The 21,364-nt window shown below is 73.3% G+C and carries 16 protein-coding genes and 1 pseudogene; 13 read left to right on the forward strand and 4 right to left on the reverse strand.

Annotated elements, in window-relative coordinates; translation table 11 throughout:
• Positions 1 to 177 precede the first annotated feature (177 nt).
• The 5 genes and pseudogenes from DAI17_RS21765 to proB form a co-directional block, all read left to right on the forward strand.
• A pseudogene (locus DAI17_RS21765) lies at positions 178 to 2,097 on the forward strand (Rne/Rng family ribonuclease); the annotation flags it as partial.
• A gap of 929 nt (positions 2,098 to 3,026) precedes the next feature.
• Positions 3,027 to 3,329 (forward strand): 50S ribosomal protein L21, encoded by a 303-nt coding sequence (rplU, locus tag DAI17_RS04020; protein ID WP_107771546.1) that lies wholly within the window; start codon positions 3,027 to 3,029, stop codon positions 3,327 to 3,329.
• Between the two features lie 45 nt (positions 3,330 to 3,374).
• Positions 3,375 to 3,629, forward strand: coding sequence for a 50S ribosomal protein L27 (gene rpmA / locus DAI17_RS04025; RefSeq protein ID WP_056885725.1), 255 nt, complete (start codon positions 3,375 to 3,377; stop codon positions 3,627 to 3,629).
• Between the two features lie 91 nt (positions 3,630 to 3,720).
• A complete protein-coding gene (gene obgE / locus DAI17_RS04030; protein ID WP_107771547.1) occupies positions 3,721 to 5,280 on the forward strand; it encodes a GTPase ObgE in 1,560 nt (519 codons plus the stop codon).
• Entirely contained in the window at positions 5,267 to 6,403 is a 1,137-nt protein-coding gene (gene proB, locus DAI17_RS04035) for a glutamate 5-kinase (RefSeq protein ID WP_234412168.1), read from the forward strand. The genes obgE and proB overlap by 14 nt, the downstream gene beginning before the upstream one ends.
• 19 nt (positions 6,404 to 6,422) lie before the next feature.
• Here the strand turns inward: proB and DAI17_RS04040 are convergent, their stop codons facing one another.
• The gene (locus DAI17_RS04040) at positions 6,423 to 7,667 is read right to left on the reverse strand and encodes a DcrB/PsbP domain-containing protein (protein WP_159081346.1); all 1,245 of its coding nucleotides are present in this window, start codon (positions 7,665 to 7,667) and stop codon (positions 6,423 to 6,425) included.
• A 104-nt stretch (positions 7,668 to 7,771) separates the two neighbouring features.
• On the opposite strand from DAI17_RS04040, the gene DAI17_RS04045 reads away from it, so the two are divergent.
• Genes DAI17_RS04045 through DAI17_RS04055 form a run of 3 tightly spaced genes read left to right on the forward strand, consistent with a single transcriptional unit; the run spans position 7,772 to position 11,071 of the window.
• Entirely contained in the window at positions 7,772 to 8,968 is a 1,197-nt protein-coding gene (locus DAI17_RS04045) for a cysteine desulfurase family protein (protein ID WP_107771549.1), read from the forward strand.
• Positions 8,969 to 8,975: 7 nt separating this feature from the next.
• Entirely contained in the window at positions 8,976 to 10,088 is a 1,113-nt protein-coding gene (gene mnmA, locus DAI17_RS04050) for a tRNA 2-thiouridine(34) synthase MnmA (RefSeq protein ID WP_107771550.1), read from the forward strand.
• Positions 10,085 to 11,071, forward strand: coding sequence for a uroporphyrinogen decarboxylase/cobalamine-independent methonine synthase family protein (locus tag DAI17_RS04055; protein WP_325049843.1), 987 nt, complete (start codon positions 10,085 to 10,087; stop codon positions 11,069 to 11,071). The genes mnmA and DAI17_RS04055 overlap by 4 nt, the downstream gene beginning before the upstream one ends.
• A gap of 120 nt (positions 11,072 to 11,191) precedes the next feature.
• On the opposite strand, the gene DAI17_RS04060 is transcribed toward DAI17_RS04055, so the two are convergent.
• The 3 genes from DAI17_RS04060 to DAI17_RS04070 are packed head-to-tail and all read right to left on the reverse strand — an operon-like array spanning position 11,192 to position 14,154.
• Entirely contained in the window at positions 11,192 to 11,818 is a 627-nt protein-coding gene (locus tag DAI17_RS04060) for an alpha/beta hydrolase (RefSeq protein WP_199904919.1), read from the reverse strand.
• A 48-nt stretch (positions 11,819 to 11,866) separates the two neighbouring features.
• A complete protein-coding gene (locus DAI17_RS04065; protein ID WP_107771551.1) occupies positions 11,867 to 13,480 on the reverse strand; it encodes an MFS transporter in 1,614 nt (537 codons plus the stop codon).
• Positions 13,481 to 13,536: 56 nt separating this feature from the next.
• Positions 13,537 to 14,154: a TetR/AcrR family transcriptional regulator gene (locus DAI17_RS04070; RefSeq protein WP_107771552.1), complete on the reverse strand. Its 618-nt coding sequence runs from the start codon at positions 14,152 to 14,154 to the stop codon at positions 13,537 to 13,539.
• Positions 14,155 to 14,260: 106 nt separating this feature from the next.
• Between DAI17_RS04070 and ligA the strand changes: the two genes are divergently transcribed.
• The 5 genes from ligA to gatB all read left to right on the forward strand — a co-directional run bounded on the left by ligA (position 14,261) and on the right by gatB (position 21,145).
• Entirely contained in the window at positions 14,261 to 16,402 is a 2,142-nt protein-coding gene (gene ligA / locus DAI17_RS04075; RefSeq protein WP_107771553.1) for an NAD-dependent DNA ligase LigA, read from the forward strand.
• A gap of 71 nt (positions 16,403 to 16,473) precedes the next feature.
• Positions 16,474 to 17,721: a calcium-binding protein gene (locus tag DAI17_RS04080; protein WP_107771554.1), complete on the forward strand. Its 1,248-nt coding sequence runs from the start codon at positions 16,474 to 16,476 to the stop codon at positions 17,719 to 17,721.
• A gap of 108 nt (positions 17,722 to 17,829) precedes the next feature.
• Positions 17,830 to 18,129, forward strand: a complete 300-nt coding sequence (gene gatC, locus DAI17_RS04085) for an Asp-tRNA(Asn)/Glu-tRNA(Gln) amidotransferase subunit GatC (protein ID WP_107771555.1) — start codon at positions 17,830 to 17,832, stop codon at positions 18,127 to 18,129.
• A gap of 26 nt (positions 18,130 to 18,155) precedes the next feature.
• Positions 18,156 to 19,655: an Asp-tRNA(Asn)/Glu-tRNA(Gln) amidotransferase subunit GatA gene (gene gatA, locus DAI17_RS04090; protein ID WP_407669673.1), complete on the forward strand. Its 1,500-nt coding sequence runs from the start codon at positions 18,156 to 18,158 to the stop codon at positions 19,653 to 19,655.
• Positions 19,652 to 21,145: an Asp-tRNA(Asn)/Glu-tRNA(Gln) amidotransferase subunit GatB gene (gene gatB / locus DAI17_RS04095; protein ID WP_107771557.1), complete on the forward strand. Its 1,494-nt coding sequence runs from the start codon at positions 19,652 to 19,654 to the stop codon at positions 21,143 to 21,145. The genes gatA and gatB overlap by 4 nt, the downstream gene beginning before the upstream one ends.
• The last annotated feature ends 219 nt before the right edge of the window (positions 21,146 to 21,364 follow it).

The raw sequence follows: 21,364 nt of genomic DNA on the forward strand, positions 1-21,364 counted from the left end.
AAGACCGCCGCTGCCGAGGCGCCTGCCGCCGAGACCGTCACCGAGCCGACCGAGACCGCCGGCGAGCCGGTCGAGCCGGTGTCCGCCGGGGGAGTCGTCCCGCTCTTCCAGGCACCCGAGGCCACCCCGACGGTGACCCGTCGTACGCGCAAGTCCGCCGCCAAGAAGGCCGCGCCGGCCGCCGAGCCGGCCGAGGACCTCGAGACCGAGGCCGAGACCGAGGAGGCGGCGACCGACGCCTCCGCCGAGATCGACGCCACGGCCGAGCCTGCCGAGTCGGTCGACGGAGCCGCCGAGGACGAGGACACGGACACCGAGGAGTCCGCGGACGAGTCCGGCGACGGCACGGGCCCCGCCCGCCGGCGCCGCCGTCGCGGCGGTCGCCGCCGCCGCAAGGGCAGCGACAACGGGTCCGACGGCACGGTCGACTCCGACTCCGACGCCGACAACGGCGAGGACGCCTCGTCCGAGGACTCCTCGGCCGCCGACGACTCCGGCGAGCAGGGCGAGGGCACCTCGCGCCGTCGCCGCCGCCGTCGCCGCGCCGGCGAGGAGGGCGGCGCCGGGGACGACGACGACCCCAACACCGTCACCAAGGTCCGCAGCCGCCGCGCGGCCGAGGACCAGATCACCGCCCTCGCCGGTTCCACCCGGCTCGAGGCCAAGAAGCAGCGCCGTCGTGAGGGCCGTGAGGCCGGTCGCCGCCGCGCCCCGATCGTCAGCGAGGCCGAGTTCCTCGCCCGGCGCGAGGCGGTCGACCGCACGATGGTCATCCGCCAGCGCGACGAGCTCACCCAGATCGCGGTCCTCGAGGACAAGGTCCTCGTGGAGCACTACGTCGCCCGCGAGTCGCAGACCTCGCTCATCGGCAACGTCTACCTCGGCCGCGTGCAGAACGTGCTGCCCTCCATGGAGGCCGCCTTCATCGACATCGGCAAGGGCCGCAACGCGGTGCTCTACGCCGGTGAGGTCAACTGGGCGGCGCTGGGCCACAAGGAGGGCCAGCCCCGCAAGATCGAGTCGGTCCTGTCCAGCGGGCAGTCCGTCCTGGTGCAGGTCACCAAGGACCCGGTCGGCCACAAGGGCGCGCGCCTCACCAGCCAGGTCAGCCTGGCCGGCCGCTTCCTGGTCTACGTGCCGGACGGCACGACCAGCGGCATCTCCCGCAAGCTCCCCGACACCGAGCGCAACCGCCTCAAGACGCTGCTCAAGGAGATCGTCCCCGACTCCGCCGGCGTCATCGTGCGCACGGCGGCCGAGGGCGCCAGCGAGGAGGAGCTCACCCGCGACGTCGAGCGGCTCAAGGCGCGCTGGGAGGACATCGAGGGCAAGGCCCGCGGCACCGCCCCCGCCCTGCTCTACGGCGAGCCCGACCTGACGCTCAAGGTCGTCCGCGACCTGTTCACCGAGGACTTCAACAAGCTCGTCATCCAGGGCGACGACGCCTGGGAGACCGTGCAGGGGTACGTCGAGCACGTCGCTCCCGACCTCGTCGACCGCGTCGAGAAGTTCGAGGCCCCCGACGGCGCCTCGGCCAAGAAGTCGGACGTCTTCGCCGTCCACCGCATCGACGAGCAGATCGCCAAGGGCCTGGACCGCAAGGTCTGGCTGCCCTCGGGCGGGTCGCTCATCATCGACCGCACCGAGGCGATGACGGTCGTCGACGTCAACACCGGCAAGTTCACCGGCTCGGGGGGCAACCTCGAGGAGACGGTCACCAAGAACAACCTCGAGGCCGCCGAGGAGATCGTCCGCCAGCTCCGGCTGCGCGACATCGGCGGCATCATCGTCGTCGACTTCATCGACATGGTGCTGGAGTCCAACCGCGACCTGGTCGTACGCCGCCTCGTCGAGTGCCTGGGCCGCGACCGCACCCGCCACCAGGTCGCCGAGGTCACCTCCCTCGGCCTGGTGCAGATGACGCGCAAGCGCATCGGCACCGGCCTGCTGGAGTCCTTCAGCCACGACTGCGAGCACTGCCACGGCCGTGGCGTCATCGTGCAGAGCGAGCCCGTCGAGCCCGGCAAGGGCGGCGACGACGAGCCGCAGCGCTCCGGTCGCCGAGGACGCGGCCGCGGCCGCGACGGCGCCACCGGCAACGGCTCGGGCGGCGGCTCCGGCAACGGTTCCGGGCGTGGCAACGGCGGTGGCGCGTCCCAGGCGGCTGCGCCCTCGCCCAAGGACGTCGCCGCCATGGCGCGTGCCGACAAGGCCGAGAAGCCCGAGGACGAGACCGTGCCCGCCGGCACCGACGACACCGGCAGCGGGACGGAGCCCGCCGGGACCACCGACGGCACCGAGCCCGGTGTTCCCGCCGGCACCGCGGCGGCCGGGACCGACTCCGAGGGCGGCGCCCGACGTGGCTCCCGGCGCGGGGGCCGGTCCGGCCGTGGCCGCGGCGCTGCGGGCGACACCGAGCCGTCGGCCACCGAGCCGTCGACCACCGAGCCCGCGGCCGGCGAGCCCGCGGCCGGCGAGGACGTCGCGACCCCGACGCCGTCCCACGAGCCGGGCACGGCCGCGGTCGTCGACGGCGCCCCGGCCGGCGAGCTGCCCCTGGACGCCGTGACGTCTCCCGTTCCCGACGAGGAGGTGGCCGCGCCGGTCGCCGAGCCCGACGCCGGGACGGCCGCGGAGCCCGAGAAGCCCAAGGTGGTGACGCGGACGCGCCGACGCTCGGCGAGCCGGCCCGCGGGCCCGCCGTCCGGTGTCGCCGGCACGATGCCCGACTCGGGCCGTGTCGAGCCCGGGACCTCCGACGTCGAGCTCGGCGGCGAGCCGGTCGCCGTACCGGACGCGCAGACCGGCGAGGGGGCTCCCGAGCCGCACGTCGAGCACGTCCCGATCAAGAAGAAGGGCGCCCGCAAGCGCTGATCCGCCGGAGCGGGGTGGTGGCCGGGTCTTCGTTTTGACCCTGTCACCCTCCGCCCGTAAAGTTGCCCCTTGTGCGCTCCGGCGTGCCACCCGACTTTGCCCGAGGCGGTTCCGCCCGGCATCCATGAAGACCCGAGGAGAGTGAGTCCGCCGTGTACGCAGTCGTGCGCAGTGGCAGCAAGCAGCAGAAGGTTGCTGTTGGCGACGTCATCGAGATCGACAAGTCCCTGACCGCGGTCGGCGAGACCCTCACCCTCCCCGTCGTGATGGTGGTCGACGGCGAGAAGGTCACCGCGACCGGCCTCGACAAGGCCGCCGTGACCGTCGAGGTCGTCGGCGCCACCAAGGGCCCCAAGATCGTCATCCAGAAGTACAAGAACAAGACCGGCTACAAGAAGCGCCAGGGTCACCGCCAGAAGTACACCCAGGTCAAGGTCACCGACATCTCCCTCTGAGCGCTCGCTCGGACTCACAGGCTCTGAACACGAAGGACTGAACTCATGGCTCACAAGAAGGGCGCCGCGTCCACCAAGAACGGTCGCGACTCCAACAGCCAGCGCCTCGGTGTCAAGCGCTTCGGCGGCCAGACCGTCAACGCCGGCGAGATCATCGTCCGCCAGCGCGGCACCCACTTCCACCCGGGTTCGGGCGTGGGTCGCGGCGGCGACGACACCCTCTTCGCGCTGCAGGCCGGTGCCGTCGAGTTCGGCACCAAGCGTGGTCGCAAGGTCGTCAACATCGTCCCCGGCGAGTGACGCTGCAGCGACACTGACTCATCCACACGTTGGGCGTCCCTAGGATCTGGGGGCGCCCTTCGTGCATTTCCCCGCAACAGAGAGCGAAACCATGGCAGTCCCGACCTTCATCGACCAGGTCACGTTGCACATCAGTGCGGGTCGGGGCGGCAACGGCGTCGCGTCGGTGCACCGCGAGAAGTTCAAGCCTCTCGGTGGTCCCGACGGCGGCAACGGCGGCCCCGGCGGCTCCGTGATCCTGCGCGTCGACCCCGACGTGACCACGCTCATCGACTACCACCACAGCAACAAGCGGCGTGCCGAGCACGGCGGCCACGGCGCCGGCGGCCACCGCAACGGCACCCACGGCCACGACCTCGTCCTCCCCGTGCCCGACGGCACGCTGGTCAAGCGGCTCGACGGCACCGTCCTGGGCGACATGGTCGGCGCGGGCACCGAGATGGTCATCGCCGCCGGCGGTCGCGGCGGCCTCGGCAACGCCGCACTGGCCAGCGCCAAGCGCAAGGCCCCCGGCTTCGCGCTCCTCGGCGAGCCCGGCGACGAGGTCGACGTACGCCTCGAGCTCAAGGTCGTCGCCGACGTCGGCCTGGTCGGCTTCCCCAGCGCCGGCAAGTCGAGCCTGATCGCCGCCATGTCGCGCGCCCGGCCCAAGATCGCGGACTACCCCTTCACCACCCTGGTCCCCAACCTCGGCGTGGTGCGTGCCGGGGACACGACGTTCACCGTCGCCGACGTGCCCGGCCTCATCGAGGGCGCCGCCGACGGTCGCGGCCTGGGCCACGACTTCCTGCGCCACATCGAGCGCTGCGCGGCCCTGGTCCACGTGATCGACACCGCCACCATCGAGCCGGGCCGCAACCCCCTCGACGACCTCGACGTCATCGAGAACGAGCTGTCCCGCTACGGCGGCCTCGAGGACCGTCCCCGCCTGGTCGCCCTCAACAAGGTCGACGTCCCCGACGGGCACGAGATCGCGGACATGGTCATGGACGACCTCGCCGAGCGCGGTCTGCGGGTCTTCCCGGTCAGCGCCGCGTCCGGCGAGGGGATGCAGGCGCTCACCTTCGCGATGGCCGACCTGGTGCAGCGCGCCCGGGCCGAGCGTCCCGTCGTGGAGGCGACCCGCATCGTCATCCGCCCGCCGTCGGTCGACGGCGGCGACTTCGAGGTCGTCGAGACCGACGACGGGTGGCGCGTGCGCGGCGAGAAGCCCGAGCGGTGGGTGCGGCAGACCGACTTCAGCAACGACGAGGCCGTCGGCTTCCTCGCCGACCGCCTCAACCGCCTCGGCATCGAGGACCGGCTGGTCAAGCTCGGTGCGCTCGAGGGCGACACCGTCATCATCGGGCCCGAGAACAACTCGGTCGTCTTCGACTTCAAGCCCAACATCGAGGCCGGCGCCGAGATGCTCGGCCGCCGTGGCGAGGACCAGCGCTTCGACGAGAAGCGCCCGGCGCACCGTCGCCGGCGCGAGATCGACGAGGCCATGGAGGGCCGCGACGAGGGCGAGACCCGCGCCGACGTCGCCCGCCGCCTCGACCGCGGGGGCAAGGGTCCGGACAAGCGGACCGGCGGCTCCGGCGTCGGGCCGATGTCCTACGAGATCGGCTCGGCGGACGACCCCGACTGGGACGGCAGTGACCAGGACTGACCGCGCCGTCGACCGGGCCGCCCTGGTCGCGGGGGCGCGACGCGTCGTGGTCAAGGTGGGCTCGTCCTCGCTGACGACCGCCGCCGGCGGCATCGACCCCGCCCGGGTCCGCCAGCTGGTCGAGGTCCTGGTCGCCGCGCGCGGCGGTGGCGCTGAGGTGGTGCTGGTGTCCTCGGGCGCCATCGCCGCCGGGCTCGCCCCGCTGGGGCTCTCCCGCCGCCCGAAGGCGCTGGCCGCCCAGCAGGCCGCCGCCAGCGTCGGGCAGGGGCTGCTCGCGCACCGCTACCAGGAGGAGTTCGCCCGGCACGGGCTGGTCACCGGCCAGGTGCTGCTGACGGTCGACGACGTCACCCGGCGGGCGCACTACCGCAACGCCTACCAGACGTTCGCCAAGCTGCTCGAGCTCGGCGTGCTGCCGATCGTCAACGAGAACGACACCGTGGCCACCTCGGAGATCCGCTTCGGCGACAACGATCGGCTGGCGGCGCTGGTGGCCCACCTGGTGCACGCCGACCTGCTCGTCCTGCTCTCCGACGTCGACGGGCTGTACGACGGCCCGCCGAGCCGGCCCGGCACGCGCCTGCTGCGCGACGTACGGTCCGAGGCGGACCTGGACGCGGTGACCATCGGCACCACCGGCGGGGCCGGGGTCGGTACCGGCGGGATGGTCACCAAGGTGGAGGCCGCTCGGATCGCCACCGGCGCGGGCATCCCCGTCGTGCTCACCGCGGCCGACCAGGCGGCGGCCGCGCTGAGCGGCGCCGAGGTGGGCACGCTCTTCCACGCCACCGGCCGGCGCCGTCCGACCCGGCTGCTGTGGCTGGCGCACGCCACCGAGCCCAAGGGGTCCGTCACGCTCGACGCCGGCGCCGTCCGGGCCGTGACCGAGCGGCGGGCCTCGTTGCTCGCCGCGGGCGTCGTGGCGGTCGACGGCTCCTTCGTCGCCGGCGACCCGGTGGACCTGGTCGACGACGCGGGGGTCCCGGTCGCGCGGGGGCTGGTCAACTTCGACGCCGACGAGCTACCGGGGCTGCTCGGCCGCTCCACCCGCGAGCTCAAGGCGACGTTGGGGGCGGCGTACGAGCGCGAGGTCGTGCACCGCGACGACCTCGTGCTGCTCTGAGCGCGGCGACCCGGACGGCCTAGCCCGTCAGCGCCCAGATGCGCGCCCGGGCCGCGAGCTCGCCGGTGCCGAGGCCGGTCACGCGTCGTACGACGGCGCTCACCTGGGCCGCCGACGACGCCGGCTCGGCGGCGAAGGCGTCCCGCAGCTCCCAGAGCACCTCGCGCCCCTGGGTCGTCGCCAGGAAGTCGCAGGCCACGGCGGCCAGCTCGTAGTGGAGCGCCGGCACCCTGCGGTAGAAGTCGACCCCCGGCTCGAGACGCAGCCCGGGCCGGGCCCTCGAGAGCGCGATCGCGGCGATCCGGCGCCGATCGGAGGTCGGGAGCACGCTGCGGGAGACCTGCTCGGCGATGCCCTCGCGCAACCACACGGGACTGGCCGCGTCGGACCCGCCGAGGGCGACGTGCACCAGCTCGTGCCGGAACAGGAAGGGGCGTTGCCAGTACGACTCGGCGACGTCGGGGTTGACCATGAAACGGTACGACGCGACCCGCCTGCTCCCGGGCCGCTCGAGGACCGGGAAGGCGACCCCGCCGGTCTGCCACGTCCGCATGTGGGTCATCTGCTCCAGGGCCTGCAGGTCCTCGATGTCGTACGCCACGAACCGGCCTGACCAGCCGGGCACGGCCGCCCGCACCAGCGCCCGGGCCTCGGCCAGGTCCGCCATCACCGAGTCGGCGTACGCCACCGTCTCCTCGTCGAAGATGCCGAGGACCGGACCCTGCCGGCGCACCTCGATCCGAGTGATGTCCCACGGCGCAGGCAACCAGCCGTGCGCGGCGTCGTTCTGCACGTTGCGGTCGTCGGCCAGGACGGCGTCGTCCCCGTCGCGGTTGAACGTGTAGACCAGCGGCTGGGTGACCGGGTGGCGGTCGAACCCGTCGAGGCGCATCGTCAGCTCGACCGGCAGCTGGAGGGCGCCCTCGCCGTGGACCCTGCTCATGTCGTCCTCGTCGCCGAGGGTCAGCGAGAGGTCGGTGACGGGGAGCCGGGCCAGGTTGTCGAACCACCGGGCCTGGGTCGCGGCGAAGGTCAGCTCATCCTCGTCGACCGTGGCCAGGAAGGCGTCCCGGTCGCCCGACACCAGCGCCTGCTCGCGTCGCTCGACCACGTCGAGCGCCGCCTCACGGAGGCTCACGTCCGTGCCCGCCGGCGGCGTGGACGCCTCGGTCCCGGGAGGCGTGGACGCGACGTCCACGCCGGTGCAGGCCGCGCCCGTCGCCACCAGGACGAGTGCCGCGGCCACTCGAGCGATCCCCCGCATGTGCGGAGCGTAGGGATGCCGCCGGCCCGCCAGCAGCGGGTTCGCCCACATCACACCCGCCGGGATGGGGCTGGGCCTCGCCGCGCGCGTAGGCTTGGCAGGTCATGACCACCCCCGGGCGCCACGTCTACCTCGACCACGCCGCGACGACGCCGATGCTGCCCGTCGCGCTGGACGCCATGACCGCACGACTGGCCTCGGTGGGCAACGCCAACTCCCTGCACGCCTCGGGCCGCGCGGCCCGTCGCGTCGTCGAGGAGTCCCGGGAGACGATCGCGCGGTCGCTGGGCTGCCGGCCCGGCGACGTCGTGTTCACCTCCGGCGGCACGGAGTCGGACAACCTGGCCCTCAAGGGGATCTACTGGGCGCGCCGTGCCGAGGACCCGCGCCGCCTGCGGATCCTGTCCACCGCGATCGAGCACCACGCGGTGCTCGACCCGCTGGTGTGGCTCGGCGAGGAGGGCGGCGCCGAGGTCGAGCTGCTGCCCGTCGACGACAAGGGCGTCCTGGACCTGGAGGCGCTGCGGGACTCGATCGCCCGCGACCCCGGGTCGGTCGCCCTGGTCTCGGTCATGTGGGCCAACAACGAGGTCGGCTCGCTGCAGCCGGTCGACCAGGTCGTCCGGATCGCGGGCGAGCACGACATCCCGGTCCACACCGACGCGGTGCAGGCCGTCGGCTCGGTGCCGGTCGACTTCGAGGCATCGGGGGTCGACGCGCTGAGCCTCACCGGCCACAAGGTCGGCGGGCCCTACGGCGTGGGTGCGCTCGTCGTGCGCCGCGACCTGCGCGTGTCGCCCCTCGTGCACGGCGGCGGCCAGGAGCGCGACATCCGCAGCGGCACCCTCGACCCGCCGGCCATCGCCGGTCTCGCCGCCGCCATCGAGGCGTCGGTCAAGGCGCAGCCCGAGCACGCCGAGCGCGTGGCGGCGCTGCGCGACGACCTCGTACGACGCGTGCTCGAGGTCGTCCCGGACGCCCACCTGCACGGCGCACCGACCGACGGCACGGGCGTCGGCAGGCTGCCCGGCAACGCCCACATCGGCTTCCCCGGCTGCGAGGGCGACTCCCTGCTCATGCTCCTCGACGCCCGCGGCATCGAGTGCTCCACCGGCTCGGCGTGCAGCGCCGGCGTCCCGCAGCCGTCACACGTGCTGCTCGCGATGGGCTGCGACCCCGACCAAGCGCGGCACTCGCTGCGCTTCTCGCTCGGGCACACCTCCACCGCCGCCGACGTGGCCGCCCTCGTCGAGGCCATCGGGCCGGTCGTGGAGCGCGCCCGCGGCGTCAGGTCCCGGTGAGGCCCTGATGCGCGTCGTCGCCGCCATGTCCGGCGGGGTGGACTCCGCCGTGGCCGCCGCCCGCGCCGTCGAGGCCGGGCACGAGGTGACCGGCATCCACCTGGCCCTCTCGCGCAACCCCGCGTCGTACCGCACGGGCGCCCGCGGCTGCTGCACGATCGAGGACAGCAACGACGCCCGGCGCGCGGCCGACGTGATCGGCATCCCGTTCTACGTCTGGGACCTCTCCGACCGCTTCCACGAGGACGTGGTCGAGGACTTCATGGACGAGTACGCCGCCGGCCGCACCCCCAACCCGTGCCTGCGGTGCAACGAGAAGATCAAGTTCGCCGCCGTGCTCGACCGCGCGCTGGCGTTGGGCTTCGACGCCGTCGCCACGGGCCACTACGCGCAGCTGCGCACGGGGGACGACGGCCTCATCGAGCTGCACCGGGCGGTCGACCACGGCAAGGACCAGTCCTACGTGCTCGGGGTGCTCGACCAGGGCCAGCTGGCCCACTCGCTGTTCCCGCTGGGCGACACCAGCAAGCCGCTGGTGCGCGAGGAGGCGGCCCGGCGCGGGCTGCTGGTGGCCGACAAGCCGGACTCCCACGACATCTGCTTCGTCGCCGACGGCGACAACGCCGGCTGGCTGCGCGAGAAGCTCGGCGACCGCAACCCCAACACCGGCGGCGACATCGTCGACGCGGCGTCGGGGGAGGTGCTGGGCACCCACGAGGGCACCGTCGCCTACACGATCGGCCAGCGCCGGGGCCTGCGTCTCGGCCGGCCCGCACCCGACGGCAAGCCGCGCTTCGTCCTCGACATCGAGCCGGTCTCCGGCACCGTCACCGTGGGTCCCCGCGAGGGCCTGCGCGTCGACCGGATCACCGGCGTCCGGCCGCGCTGGTGCGGCTCGGTCCCCACGCTGCTCGACGGCCCGGACGTCACGGTGCAGCTGCGCGCGCACGGCGTGGAGCACCGGGCGATCGTGCGGGTGGCGGGCGACGAGGTCCACATCGAGCTGCTCGACCCGGCCGAGGGTATCGCCCCGGGACAGGCCGCTGTGGTCTACGACGGCAGCCGCGTGGTGGGCTCCGCGACGATCAGCGCCACGGCCCGCTCCGAGGCGCTCGCGTGACGGCGCTCGCCAGCGGGGTCGGGTCGATGCCCGGCTCCGACGACCGGGAGTACGCCGAGGCCGTGCGCGTCGTCCTCGGCGACCTGTCGCTGCCGCACGTCCCCGAGCTGCCCGGTCGCGGGGCCACCGCGTCGATGACGGGCCGGGGGCTCGCGGTCGTCGCCGGCCTCGGCGCCGACCTCCAGCCCGCCGGCTGGCGGCTGACCGACGCCCCCGGGATCGACCACCGCCGGGCCCGGTCGCTGCTGGCCCAGGACCTCGACCAGGTCGAGGAGCAGGCGCAGGGCCACGACGGACCGTTCAAGGCCCAGGTCTGCGGTCCCTGGACGCTGGCCGCGACCGTGGAGAAGCCGCGGGGCGACAAGGTGCTCGCCGACCACGGCGCCCGCCGCGACCTGGCCCAGGCCCTCGCCGAGGGGGTCCGCGACCACGTCGCCGACCTCCGGCGTCGGGTCGGCACCGACCGGCTCGTCGTGCAGGTCGACGAGCCGGCCCTGCCGGCGGTGCTGTCCGGGTCGGTGCCCACCGCGTCCGGCTTCGGCCGCCACCGCAGGGTGGACCTCCCCGAGGCCTCCATGGCCCTGCAGTGGGTGCTGGCGGCGATCGCCGAGGCGGGCGCCGAGCCGTGGGTGCACTCGTGCGCCCCCGGGGTGCCGTGGGCGCTCGTCCGCGGGGCCGGCGCGCAGGGGCTCTCCGCCGACCTCGACGTGCTGGTGCCCGGCGACCTCGACGACCTCGCCGAGGCGCTCGAGGCCGGGGGGACCCTGGCCGTCGGCGTCGTCCCCTCGACCGATCCCGCGTCTGCCCCGGGCGACGCCGGGATCACCGAGCGGGTGCTCCGCTGGCTGGACATGCTCGGTGTCGACCCGGAGGAGGCGCGGGCACGGCTGGTCGTGACGCCGGCCTGCGGCCTGGCGGGTGCGTCGTACGCCTGGGCGCGTGAGGCGGTGCGCCTCTCGGCCGCCGTGGCCGGCCACCTCTGACGCCGTCCTGCTGCGGACCCCGTCCTGGGCGGTAGTTTGGGACGAAATCGGTGGCGAGACCGCGATCCGACCTACGACTTCGTCCCAAACTACCCAGCGAAGCGGGGCGGTGCGACGCGGTCAGGCGGGGGCGGAGTCGAGTACCTGGAGCGCGGACTCGAGGGCGACGTCGTTCCACTGGTCGGCGCCCGTGAGCATGTAGTGCCCCAGCGCTCCCATGTCGCGCAGGGTGGCGTCCACCGCGACGCGCCGGGCGCGCTCGACGTACCGCGCGGTCTCGGCGTACGACGTGATGCGGTCGCGGCGCCCGTGCGCGGCGACCAGCGTCCGCCCGGCGAGGGTGCGGACGGGGTCCTGCGCCGACCACCAGGGAGCCAGGCCGACGACACCGACCACCGACGGGTCGTCGGCGACGTGGACGGCGACCCGGGCCCCCATCGAGTGGCCCAGCAGCACGACCGGCACGTCCCCGAGGTCGCCGCGCACCGCGTCCAGGGCGTGGCGGGCGTCGGCCACGCGGTCCGTGCCGCCGTTCCAGCCCCGCTGCCGGTAGCGCACCAGCCACACCCCGACCCCGGCCTCGTGGGCACGCGGCGCGATGGTGCGTTGCATCCAGGCGGACCGTTGCCACGACGCGCTGCGGCCGTCGACGGCCAGGCGCGAGCGCGGCTTGCCGCCGTGCAGCATCAGGACGAGCGCCTCGGGACGCCCCGGGGCGTCGTACCTCGTGAGCAGGGGGTCGGTCACGGCTCTCCTTCGGTGCGGGCCCCGGACGTGGATGGGTGCACGACGCGCTCAGCCGACGTGCGCGACCTCGTGCGGGCCGTCGGTGGCCAGCTCCTCGTGCTTGACGTCGAGGAAGAGCCAGACGATCGCCGACGCCGCGAGCATCATGATCGAGCCCGCCATGAACGCGTACGTCGCGCCCTCGGCGAACCCGGCGAGCCCGGCGAGCCCGCCGAGCTGCTCGGGGGAGAGGTCCACCCCGGCCTGCCCGGCCGCGGTCGCCAGCTGCGGGGCGAGCTCGTCGGTGCGCGCCTGGGCGAAGTGCAGCGCGACGGTGCTGAGGGTCGCGAGGCCGAGCGCGCCGCCGACCTGCTGCATCGTGTTGAGCACGCCCGAGCCGATGCCGCTGTCCTGCGGGGCGAGGTGGTGCAGGGCGACCAGGGTCAGCGGGACGAAGTTGAGCCCCATGCCGAAGGCCATCAGCACGACGAACGGCAGGACGTGGGTCCAGTAGTTCACGCCGTCGCCGAGGAACTGGCCCGACGACAGGATGCCGGCGGGGTCCTCGGGCACCGAGAGCCGGGAGAAGCCGTAGAGGGCGCCGGCCGACAGCAGGGTGCCGACCCCGGACAGGAACCGCGGGTCCACGTGGCTGATCAGCCTCGACGCGGCGGTGGCCGAGATGATCATCGCGATCGAGAACGGCAGGAACGCGAAGCCGGTGTGGAGCGGCGAGTAGCCGACGACGAGCTGGATGAAGAGGCTGAGGAAGAAGAACATCGCGAACATCGCGGCCGGGACGATCATCATCACGGCGAAGGCGGTGGCGCGGTTCTTGTTGCGGAAGACGCGGAACGGCATGAGCGGGTGCTCGACCCGGGACTCGATCAGCAGGAAGACGCCGAGCAGGGCCAGGCCCACCACCAGGCTGGTGATCGTCCAGGTGTCGCCCCAGCCGTAGCGCTCGTCACCCGCACGGGTCAGGCCGTAGACGATCGCGAGCAGGCCGCCGGTGCCGGTGATGGCGCCGGGGACGTCGAGCTCGCCGGCGTGCTTCTCGGACTCGGGCAGGAACCGGGGCGCGAAGACCGCGGCCGCCAGACCGATCGGCACGACGATGAGGAAGGTGTAGCGCCAGCCGGCGATGCCGAGGGGCGAGTCGAGGCCGGTGAGCCAGCCACCCAGGATGAGGCCGACGGCGGCGCCGATGCCGGCCATCGCGGCGTACACGGCGAACGCCCGGTTGCGCTCGCGCCCGGCCGGGAAGGTGGTGGTGATCAGGGCCAGGGCGGCGGGGGAGGCCATCGCCGCGCCGGTGCCCTGGAGGGCACGGGCCGCGAGCAGGACCGCCTCGCTCTGGGCGACGCCGCCGACGAGCGAGGCGATGGCGAAGACGACGACCCCGATCATGAAGACCCGCCGGCGACCGTAGAGGTCGGCGAGACGACCGCCGAGCAGCAGGAAGCCGCCGAAGGTCAGGGCGTAGCCGGTGACGATCCAGGACAGGTTGGCCTGGTCGATGTCGAGGTCGGCGCCGATGAAGGGCAGGGCGATGTTGGCGATGGTGGAGTCGAGCACCACCATCAGCTGGGCCAGGGAGATCAGGACGAGCGCCCAGCGGAGCCGCTTGTGCTCCTCGGGGGTGACCTCGACCGGCGCCGGGGCTTGGGTGTGGTCGGACATGGTGTTCCTTCGGATGAGGGCTGGGGGCCAGCGGGGTCAGTGCGGTTCAGTGCGGTTCAGTGCGACCCGGTCACGTCGGCACCGGTGGCGGTACTGATGGCAGCGGGCAGGATGATCTGGTCGATGACCCGGTCGACGAGGTCCGGGCTGGGGGCCTCGCCGAGCACGAGGAAGCGGTGCAGGACGATCCCGGGGAGCGCCGGGGCGATGAGGGTGACGTCGAGGTCGTCGCGGAGCTCCCCGCGGGCCCGGGCCCGCTCGAAGATCGTGACGGCCTGGGCCACCTTGGGGCCGAGCACCCGCGTGCGGTAGGCCTCGGCGAACTCGGGGTCCCGGCCGATGGCCGTCAGCACGCTGGTGAACCGGGTGACGGTCTCGCGGTCGGTGAGGCCGCCGAGACCGCAGTACGCCGCCGCGAGGTCACCACGGAGGGATCCTGTGTCGGGCGGCTCGGGGGTGGCCTTCTGGGCGACGAGGGCGTCGATGACCAGGGTCAGCTTGTTGCTCCAGCGCCGGTAGAGCGTGGCCTTGGAGGCCTTGGCGCGGGTCGCCACCGCCTCCATGGTCAGCCGGTCGTAGCCCACCTCGGCGAGCACCGCGAGGGCGGCGTCGAGGACCTGCTGCTCGCGGTCGCCCTCCACCCGGGGGCGGGTCGGCATGTCGGCGGGGGTCATGCGGGATGGAACGACGTCGTTCCATCCCGCATTCCCCCGGTCTGGACCACCCCACCCGGGGGCGGCTCCGCCCGGAGCGTCGGTGGGGGAGGGCAGACTGTGCGCCATGACCGTGGAGCCCGCCCCCGCCGACGCGCGCGAGCGTCACCAGGAGCTCAGCGAGCAGATCGAGGAGGCGCGCTGGCGCTACTACGTCCTCGACGCCCCGACGCTCTCCGACGCCGACTTCGACGCCCGGATGCGCGAGCTCGAGGCCCTCGAGGAGGCGCACCCCGAGCTCCGCACGCCCGACTCGCCGACCCAGGTCGTGGGCGGCGCCGTCTCCACCGAGTTCACCGCGGTCGACCACCTCCAGCGGATGGAGAGCCTCGACAACGCCTTCTCCTTCGAGGAGCTCGAGTCGTGGTACTCCCGACTCGGCCGCGACGGCGTCGAGTCGCCCGACCTGCTGTGCGAGCTCAAGGTGGACGGCCTGGCCATCAACCTGCTCTACGAGCGGGGCCGCCTCGTCCGGGCCCTCACCCGCGGTGACGGGCGCACTGGTGAGGACGTCACCCCCAACGTGAAGACGATCGACTCGGTCCCGCACCGGCTCACCGGCACCGACGACCTCCCGGTGCCGGCCCTGGTCGAGGTCCGGGGAGAGGTGTTCCTCCCGGCCGAGGCCTTCGAGCGGCTCAACTCCGCGATGGTCGACGCCGGCAAGCCGATGTTCGCCAACCCGCGCAACGCCGCCGCCGGCTCCCTGCGCCAGAAGGACCCCCGGGTCACTGCGACCCGCGCGCTCGGCATGGTCTGCCACGGCCTCGGCGCGCGGGAGGGCTTCGAGCCGACCGCACAGTCCGCGTCGTACGACGCCATGCGCGCCTGGGGTTTGCCGACCTCCGACCAGGTGCGGGTCGTCCCGACGCTGGAGGAGGTGAAGGCCTACATCGAGCACGTCGGCGACAACCGGCACACCATCGTCGGCTACGAGATCGACGGAGTCGTGGTCAAGGTCGACGACGTGGCCCTCCAGCGCCGCCTCGGTTCGACCAGCCGCGCTCCCCGCTGGGCGATCGCCTACAAGTACCCGCCCGAGGAGGTCAACGCCAGGCTCCTCTCCATCGAGGTCAACGTCGGCCGCACCGGCCGCGTCACCCCCTACGGCGTCATGGAGCCCACTCGCGTCGCCGGCTCCACGGTCGAGAACGCCACGCTCCACAACGCCCACGAGGTCCGGCGCAAGGACGTCCGGCCGGGCGACACCGTGATCCTGCGCAAGGCCGGCGACGTCATCCCCGAGATCGTCGGCCCGGTGCTGCCGCTGCGCCCGGAGGGGCTCGCGGAGTGGGTCATGCCCACCGAGTGCCCGGCGTGCGGCACGACGCTCGTGCAGCAGAAGGAGGGAGACAAGGACCTGCGGTGCCCCAACCACGAGAAGTGCCCGGCCCAGGTGCGCGAGCGGGTCTACCACGTCGCGGGGCGCGGTGCCTTCGACATCGAGGGGCTCGGCTACGAGGCCGCGGCCGCCCTCCTCGAGGCCGGTGCGATCACCAACGAGGGGGACGTCTTCGACCTCGACGAGGCGGCCCTGCTCACGGCCCCCCTGTTCACCCGCGCGCCCCGCAAGGGGGAGGAGGGCCCGCAGCTCAGCGCCAACGGTGCGCGGCTGCTCGCCAACCTGCACGAGCGCAAGGCGGGCGTGCCCCTGTGGCGGGTGCTGGTCGCGCTGTCCATCCGGCACGTCGGCCCGACCGCGGCCCGCGCGCTGGCCACCCGCTTCGGCTCCATGACGGCCATCCGGGAGGCCGACGAGGAGACGCTGGCCAACACCGACGGCGTGGGCCCGACGATCGCCGCGTCCGTGCGGGAGTGGTTCCACGGCACCAGCGCCGGCGACGCCGAGACCGACGAGGTCGGTGACAACACCGGCTGGCACAACGCCATCGTCGACGCCTGGGAGGCGGCCGGGGTGACCATGGCCGACGAGCGCGACGACTCCGTGCCGCGGACGCTCGAGGGGCTCACGATCGTCGTGACGGGGTCGCTCGACGGCTACACGCGCGACTCGGTCAAGGAGGCGATCATCGTGCGCGGCGGCAAGGCGTCCGGGTCGGTGTCGAAGAAGACCGACTACGTCGTGGTCGGCGACAACGCGGGCTCCAAGGCCGACAAGGCCGAGCAGCTCGGCGTCCCGATCCTCGACGAGGCGGGCTTCGAGCGGTTGCTGGCCGACGGGCCGCCTCCGTCCGCCGACGAGGACTGATCGCCGCCTCGACGTTTCGGCCGAGGGTCCGGGCGGTACGAGGGGTGGGACATCTTTCTCTGGGGGTTCACATGCGTCTCGTCCCGACCGCTGCACTGACACTCGGCCTGCTGCTGCCGGGCCTCGTCGTCACCACCACCGCCGCCGACGCGGCGGCCGCGTCCTGCGGGGGCCTCAAGGCCACCATCGTGGGCAACGCCAAGGCCAACAAGATCGACGGCACCGACCGGCGCGACGTCATCGCCGCCGGGGCCGGCAACGACACGATCCGCGGCCTCGGCGGCAACGACGTCATCTGCGGCGGGGAGGGTGCCGACCGCATCTTCGGCGGCGCGGACGACGACGCGATCCACGGCGGCACCGACCGCTACTGGACCGACTCCTTCGGCCTGGCGCGCAAGGAGGGGGACGTGATCGACCCGGGCGCCGGCAACGACACCGTGGACCCCGGCTACGACGCCCGCCGTACGTCGCCCGGCATCGACTTCACCCCCGACACCGTGACCTACGCCGACGCCCCCGCACCGGCCGTGGTGGACCTGCGCACCAGCCCCGCCACCGTCGGAGCCCACGGCGCCGACACCATCGCGGTGGCCGCCGGGTCCGCGCTGCGGTTCGTGGGGACCCCCTTCAACGACGTCGTCCGGGGGACCTACCACGACGACGTCATCCTCGGCCGGGGCGGCGACGACCAGCTCTTCGGCCAGGACGGCGACGACCGGATCGTGCCCGACGGCGACGCCAGCTCGGGGGCCGACCTCGTCGACGGCGGCGGGGGCGACGACCGCATCGAGAGCGCGGCCGGCTACGACACGCTCGTCGGCGGCATCGGCGCGGACGCCATCAGCTCCACCTCGGTCAACGCAGTGGCGATCAACGGCGGCGGCGGATTCGACACCATCGCCGTCCAGGTGCCGGGGGAGTCCGGGTTCAAGGTCCTCGGTGGCCCGGGCCAGGACAAGCTGCGGATGCTGGCCTACCCCAACCCGGCGCTCGAGCCGACGATGCGGATGGACCAGCGCAAGGGACTCACCAAGGTCACCAAGCTCGCCCCGGTGGCCATCACGGGCAAGGTCCAGAGCTTCATCGAGGTGAGGCTGCCCCCCACCACCAAGTCCTTCTACAAGGGCCTCGACAAGGGGGAGGTCATCGACGCCGACCCCGAGCACCGCGCGGTCATCAAGGGCCGCGGCGGCGCTGACGTGATCACCGGGTCCGACCGCAGCGACCTCCTCGTCGGCGGCAAGGGTTTCGACATCGCCTACGCCAAGGGCGGCAACGACAAGTGCCTGCTGATCGAGCGGCGTGGTTCCTGCTGAGTCGCGCCGAGGTCCTGCGAGCGCCGCACGCGCGGCGCCTGTCCGGGACCATCGGCCGGACAGGTGCCGCGTGCGGTCCTCGGGCGGGTCGCACCTAGGATTGCCGCCATGCCCGAGATCTCCCGCGAGGAGGTGGCCCACCTGGCCACCCTCGCCCGCATCGACCTCTCGGACGCCGAGCTCGACCACCTCGCGCCCCAGCTGAGCGTGATCCTCGAGTCCGTCGCGTCCATCAACGGCGTGGCCGGCGACGACGTCCCCCCGACGTCGCACGCCCTGCCGCTGACCAACGTCTTCCGCGAGGACGTCGTGGTGCCCGGCCTGACGGCCGAGGAGGCGCTCTCCGGCGCCCCCGCCAGCGAGCAGCAGCGCTTCAGCGTCCCGCGGATCCTGGGGGACGAGCAGTGAGCAGCATCCGACAGACCGCCGCCGAGATGGCCGCGGCCCTCGCTGCCGGCGAGACCACCAGCGTCGAGCTGACCCGCCAGCACCTCGACCGCATCGGCGCCGTCGACACCGACGTCCACGCCTTCCTCCACGTCGACGCCGAGGGCGCGCTCGCGCAGGCGGCCGAGTCGGACGCGCGCCGCGCCCGGGGCGAGCTGCTGAGCCCGCTCGACGGCGTGCCGATCGCCGTCAAGGACGTGCTCACCACCACCGGGCTGCCCACCACGTGCGGCTCGAGGATCCTCGAGGGCTGGGTCCCGCCGTACGACGCCACGGTGGTCGCGCGCCTCAAGGCCGCCGGCCTGCCGATCCTGGGCAAGACCAACATGGACGAGTTCGCGATGGGCTCCTCCACCGAGCACTCGGCGTACGGCCCGACCCGCAACCCGTGGGACCTCGACCGGATCCCGGGCGGCTCCGGTGGCGGCTCGGCCGCCGCGGTGGCGGCCTTCGAGGCGCCGCTCGCCATCGGCACCGACACCGGCGGCTCGATCCGCCAGCCCGGCGCCGTGACCGGCACCGTCGGCGTCAAGCCGACCTACGGCGGGGTCTCCCGCTACGGCCTCGTCGCCCTGGCCAACAGCCTCGACCAGGCCGGGCCGGTGACCCGCACCGTGCTCGACGCGGCGATGCTGCACGACGTGATCGGCGGGCACGACCCCAAGGACTCCACCAGCATCGACCAGGAGTGGCCGTCGTTCACCGACGCCGCCCGCGAGGGCGCGTCCGGCGACATGACCGGGGTGAAGGTCGGCGTCATCACCGAGCTCGCGGGCGACGGCTGGCAGCCCGGCGTCATGGCGCGGTTCTCCGAGTCCGTCGACCTGCTCGTCGAGGCCGGGGCCGAGGTCGTGGAGGTCTCCTGCCCGTCCTTCGTGCACGCGATGGCGGCCTACTACCTGATCCTGCCCGCCGAGGCGTCCAGCAACCTCGCCAAGTTCGACGCCATGCGCTACGGCCTGCGGGTGCTCCCCGAGGGCGTCGACAACCCCAGCGCCGAGGAGGTGATGCGGGCCAGCCGTGACGCCGGGTTCGGCGACGAGGTCAAGCGCCGCATCATCCTGGGCACCTACGCCCTGTCCAGCGGCTACTACGACGCCTACTACGGCCAGGCGCAGAAGGTCCGGACGCTGATCAGCCGTGACTTCGAGGCGGCCTTCGAGAAGGTCGACGTCCTCGTGTCGCCGACCGCGCCCACCACGGCGTTCCGGCTCGGGGAGAAGCTCGACGACCCGATCGCGATGTACCTCAACGACCTCGCGACCATCCCTGCCAACCTCTCCGGCGTCCCGGGCATCTCGGTGCCCAGCGGCCTCGCCGACGAGGACGACCTGCCGACCGGCTTCCAGGTCCTCGCCCCCGCGCTCGCCGACGACCGGGTCTACCGGGTCGGCGCGGCCCTCGAGGCCCTCCTGGCGAAGCGGTGGGGCGGCAGCCTGCTGGACCGGGCGCCCGCCCTGGCCGAGACCGGAGGAACCCACGCATGACCGAGCGACTGATGCCCTTCGACGACGTGCTGGCGACCTTCGACCCCGCCCTGGGGCTCGAGGTCCACGTCGAGCTCAACACCGCGTCCAAGATGTTCTGCGGCTGCCCGGCGGTGTTCGGCGGGGAGCCCAACTCGGGCGTCTGCCCGACCTGCCTGGGCCTGCCCGGCGCCATGCCGGTCGTCAACGGCAAGGCCGTGGAGTCGGCGATCCGGATCGGCCTCGCGCTCAACTGCGAGATCGCGCAGTGGTGCCGCTTCGCGCGGAAGAACTACTTCTACCCGGACATGCCCAAGAACTTCCAGACCTCGCAGTATGACGAGCCGATCGCCTTCGACGGGTGGATGGACGTGGAGGTCGACGGCGAGACCTACCGCGTGGAGATCGAGCGCGCGCACATGGAGGAGGACACCGGCAAGTCGCTGCACGTCGGCGGCAGCACCGGTCGCATCCACGGCGCCGACTACTCGCTGGTCGACTACAACCGTGCCGGCATCCCGCTCATCGAGATCGTCACCCGCCCGATCCTCGGCGCGGGGGAGAAGGCCCCCGACGTCGCGCGTGCGTACGTCGCCCAGCTCCGCGACCTGATCCTCGCGCTCGGTGTCTCCGAGGCCCGGATGGACCAGGGCAACCTGCGCGCCGACGTCAACCTCTCGCTGGCGCCCAAGGGCACCGGGACCCTCGGCACCCGGACCGAGACCAAGAACGTCAACTCGTTCCGCTCGGTCGAGCGGGCGGTGCGCTTCGAGATGCAGCGGCACGGCGCGATCCTCGCGGGCGGGGGGTCGATCCTCCAGGAGACGCGCCACTGGCACGAGGACACCGGCATCACGACCAGCGGCCGGGTCAAGTCCGACGCCGAGGACTACCGCTACTTCCCCGAGCCCGACCTGGTGCCGGTGGCGCCGAGCCGGGAGTGGGTCGAGGAGCTGCGGGCGACGCTGCCGGAGAACCCGACGCAGAAGCGCGCCCGGCTCCAGGCCGAGTGGGGCTTCTCCGACCTCGAGATGCGCGACACCGTCGGTGCGGGCGCCTTCGGCCTGGTCGAGGAGACCATCGTGGCCGGCGCCGCCCCGCAGGTGGCCCGCAAGTGGTGGCTCTCCGAGCTCGCCCGGCGCGCCAACGACACCGGCACCGACATCGCGGAGCTGGGTGTCGCGCCGGCCGACGTGGTCGCCGTGCAGCGGCTCATCGACGCGGGCAGCATCAACGACAAGCTCGCGCGCCAGGTCTTCGAGGGCCTGTACGCCGGGGAGGGCACCCCCGAGCAGATCGTCGAGGCCCGCGGGCTGGCCATCGTCTCCGACGACGGGGCGCTCGGCGCGGCCGTCGACAAGGCGATCGCCGACAACCCGGACGTGGCCGACAAGATCCGCGACGGCAAGGTCGCGGCCGCGGGCGCGCTCATCGGCTCGGTCATGAAGGAGATGCGCGGCCAGGCCGACGCAGGTCGTGTGCGCGAGCTCATCCTCGAGAAGCTCACCTGAGGCGTCCGGGGCGCCCGCGTGGATGTAGTGTGCGCCTCGGAAACCATCATCCGCCTGCAGCGGGGAAGCCGGTCAGAATCCGGCGCTGACCCGCAACCGTAGGCGTCCCGGCCCTCGGTCCGGGACGTGAGCCGGACCGCCCGTTGCAGGCACCTGACAACCACGCTGCGAGGAAACAGCGGGTGTCGTCCCCTCAGGGCCGCCTCCCGCCACATCAGC

The organism is Nocardioides sediminis, from assembly GCF_003047295.1.
Classification (GTDB): Bacteria; Actinomycetota; Actinomycetes; order Propionibacteriales; family Nocardioidaceae; genus Nocardioides; species Nocardioides sediminis.

Bases quoted from the DNA above. Each gene is read 5' to 3' on its own strand.
- rpmA (WP_056885725.1), top strand. From the start codon at position 3,375: ATGGCTCACAAGAAGGGCGCCGCGTCCACCAAGAACGGTCGCGACTCC.
- obgE (WP_107771547.1), top strand. From the start codon at position 3,721: ATGGCAGTCCCGACCTTCATCGACCAGGTCACGTTGCACATCAGTGCG.
- DAI17_RS04040 (WP_159081346.1), bottom strand. From the start codon at position 7,667: ATGCGGGGGATCGCTCGAGTGGCCGCGGCACTCGTCCTGGTGGCGACG.
- DAI17_RS04045 (WP_107771549.1), top strand. From the start codon at position 7,772: ATGACCACCCCCGGGCGCCACGTCTACCTCGACCACGCCGCGACGACG.
- mnmA (WP_107771550.1), top strand. From the start codon at position 8,976: ATGCGCGTCGTCGCCGCCATGTCCGGCGGGGTGGACTCCGCCGTGGCC.
- DAI17_RS04065 (WP_107771551.1), bottom strand. From the start codon at position 13,480: ATGTCCGACCACACCCAAGCCCCGGCGCCGGTCGAGGTCACCCCCGAG.
- DAI17_RS04070 (WP_107771552.1), bottom strand. From the start codon at position 14,154: ATGACCCCCGCCGACATGCCGACCCGCCCCCGGGTGGAGGGCGACCGC.
- ligA (WP_107771553.1), top strand. From the start codon at position 14,261: ATGACCGTGGAGCCCGCCCCCGCCGACGCGCGCGAGCGTCACCAGGAG.
- DAI17_RS04080 (WP_107771554.1), top strand. From the start codon at position 16,474: ATGCGTCTCGTCCCGACCGCTGCACTGACACTCGGCCTGCTGCTGCCG.
- gatC (WP_107771555.1), top strand. From the start codon at position 17,830: ATGCCCGAGATCTCCCGCGAGGAGGTGGCCCACCTGGCCACCCTCGCC.
- gatA (WP_407669673.1), top strand. From the start codon at position 18,156: ATGGCCGCGGCCCTCGCTGCCGGCGAGACCACCAGCGTCGAGCTGACC.
- gatB (WP_107771557.1), top strand. From the start codon at position 19,652: ATGACCGAGCGACTGATGCCCTTCGACGACGTGCTGGCGACCTTCGAC.